This window comes from Anaerorhabdus sp., assembly GCF_036641015.1.
Classification (GTDB): Bacteria; Bacillota_I; Bacilli_A; order Erysipelotrichales; family Erysipelotrichaceae; genus Anaerorhabdus.
Genome location: NZ_JAVWFO010000014.1, coordinates 29441 through 32244 on the forward strand (window position 1 = coordinate 29441; position 2804 = coordinate 32244).

Consider the following 2804-nt stretch of genomic DNA (forward strand, 5'->3'; position numbering starts at 1 on the left):
CTAATGATCCTTATTCACTTTATAAAGATATGCATTTGTTGTCATTTGTTGATAACCACGATGTATCTCGTATTGCAAGTAACCTTAAAAATAAAAATCATTTGCCACTTGCCTATGGTTTATTATTTTCTATGCCTGGTATTCCTTGCCTTTACTATGGAAGTGAATGGGGAATAGAAGGATTAAAACAAAAAGGATCGGACGATAATCTACGTCCACATATTGAGCTTCCCATTTTTAATGATCTATCCGAAGTAATTGCTAATCTTTCTAAAATCCATAAAAATAATAAGGCTCTCATTTATGGCGATTACAAAAATATTGTTATTTTAAATAAACAATTAGTATACCAACGTTCTTTTGAAGATGAAGCTATTTTAGTTATCTTCAATATTGATGCATCTACATACACACTTTCACCAAATCAATTGGGTTCATATAATGAAGCTATTGATTTAATAAGTGGAGTTAATGTTATATTATCTTTTCCTATAACATTACAACCTTATTCTATGTATTATTTAAAAATTATCAAATAACTAAAGTACGTTATAACAAAGAAACCTATACAAAATAAATCCGATTATCAATTGATAACCGGATTTATTTATTCTTCGATACCTAATTCTTTTTCTAAGTATTCATCATATGTACAACGATAATCTTGCATACTTCCATCTTCACGTATAACTAATATACGATTTGCAATGGTTTGTAAGAATTGATGGTCATGTGATGTAAATAATAATTCTGCTTTTGTATTAATTAATCCATCATTTAATGATGTAATAGCTTCTAAGTCTAAGTGATTTGTTGGATCATCTAACATAACTAAATTAGGTGATTCAAGCATTGCTTTGCTTAGCATACAGCGAGCTTTTTCTCCACCAGACAAAACTTTAACTTGTTTCAATGCTTCTTCTCCGGTAAATAACATTCTACCTAAAAATCCACGGATGAAAGAGATATCATCATTATCAGTATATCTTGATAGCCATGTACAAATATCATCATCAGTTTCAAAATATTTTGTATTATCCATTGGAACATATGAAGGAGTAATTGTTTGTCCTAGACTAAACTCTCCACTATCAGCTTCCATATCACCATTAATGATTTTTAATAATGTTGTACATGCTACTGGATTCCCTACTAATGCTATCTTGTCATTCTGTAACATTGAGAAACTAACGTTTTCTAACAAAGTAGTTCCTTCTATAGTTTTTGAAATTCCTTCAACATTTAATATTTGCTTACCTGATTCACGTGCAGGCTTAAAATCAATAAATGGATAACGACGTGTAGAAGGTTTTAAATCATCCAACACGATCTTATCTAGTATTTTCTTACGAGAGGTTGCTTGCTTAGATTTAGAAGCATTTGCTGAGAATCTCGCAATGAAATCTTCTAATTCTTTAATCTTATCTTCTTTTTTGCGATTAACATCTTTTAATTGTTTAGCCATTAATTGACTAGATTCATACCAGAAATCATAGTTACCAGAATAGATACGTATTTCACCGAAATCTACATCAGCAATATGAGTACACACTTTATTCAAGAAGTGACGGTCATGCGATACAACAATTACAGTATTTTCATAATTGATTAAGAAATGTTCTAACCATGAAATAGCTTTTATATCTAATCCATTTGTAGGTTCATCTAGTAATAATGTATCTGCACCAGAAAACAACGCTTGTGCTAACAATACCTTTACCTTTTCACTACCAGTTAATTCTTTCATACATTTCTCATGAAATTCAGAATCAATACCTAGGCCATTTAACAAAATCGCTACTTGGCTCTCTGCATTCCATCCATCTAAATCAGCAAACTCGGCTTCAAGATGTCCAGCACGTTCACCATCTTCATCAGTGAAATCTGTCTTAGAATATAATGCATCTTTTTCTTCCATAATAGCGTATAGTCTTTCATTCCCACGTAGTACTACATTTAGTACTTTTTCTTCCTCATGTGCAAAATGATCTTGTTTTAATGTAAATAGAGTTTCTCTATTTCCCATGTATACTTCACCAGTATCTGGTTGAAGGTCTCCACTTAACACTCTTAAAAATGTACTTTTACCCGCACCATTAGCTCCAATTAATCCATAACAGTTACCATTAGTGAACTTTATATTTACTTCTTTATACAGTGTTCTTTGTCCAAAACGAACACTGATATTGTTTGTTCCTATCATAATTTTACCTCCAAACGCAATATTGGGATTATACCATGAACTACCAAAATATGCGAGTTTTAGCAATCTTAATCATAGAGAGTAATTAGTTTTATTTTATTATAATGAGACTAATAAGGTTTTATTGAACTACATAAAAAGATAGTTTTGACTGTTTCTCAAAACTATCCTTGAAAATATAAATAAGCGGATATCAAAAAGACGTATTTTTGTAATTATATCTATTTCATTTGAAATTGATTTTTTCCATTGTTTTTTGCTTGATATAGTGCTTCATCTGCTTCGTTATAAATCTCATTAAAACTCTTTTCATCATTAGCAAAAGCAATACCGATACTTACTGTTATTTCACATTTTGTAAATCTTCTATTACGTATAGCAGAACATAATTCTTCAGCCTTTTTTATTGCTACATCTTTAGATGGAATATCAGTCATTAATATGGTGAACTCATCGCCACCTACTCTACCTACAATATCACGACTGCGGAAGCGTTCCTTAAGTTCTATAGCAACTTCTCCCAAAACACGGTCTCCTTCTGCATGACCATAACGATCATTTACATCTTTGAAGTCATCAATATCCAACATAAGTAATGCAT

3 protein-coding genes are annotated in these 2804 nt (G+C 31.0%); 1 reads left to right on the top strand and 2 read right to left on the bottom strand.

Annotated elements, in window-relative coordinates; genetic code table 11:
- The coding region (locus RR430_RS03600) for an alpha-amylase family glycosyl hydrolase (RefSeq protein ID WP_332508656.1) at positions 1 to 539 on the top strand (539 nt) is incomplete at its 5' end.
- Between the two features lie 68 nt (positions 540 to 607).
- Here the strand turns inward: RR430_RS03600 and RR430_RS03605 are convergent.
- A complete protein-coding gene (locus RR430_RS03605) occupies positions 608 to 2203 on the bottom strand; it encodes an ABC-F family ATP-binding cassette domain-containing protein (RefSeq protein WP_332508657.1) in 1596 nt (531 codons plus the stop codon).
- Between the two features lie 221 nt (positions 2204 to 2424).
- Positions 2425 to 2804 (bottom strand): GGDEF domain-containing protein (locus RR430_RS03610; RefSeq protein ID WP_332508658.1); only part of this gene is annotated, 380 nt, incomplete at its 5' end.

What these genes read in the sequence shown, in the direction of transcription:
- RR430_RS03605 (WP_332508657.1), bottom strand. Translation starts at nt 2,203, where the DNA reads ATGATAGGAACAAACAATATCAGTGTTCGTTTTGGACAAAGAACACTG.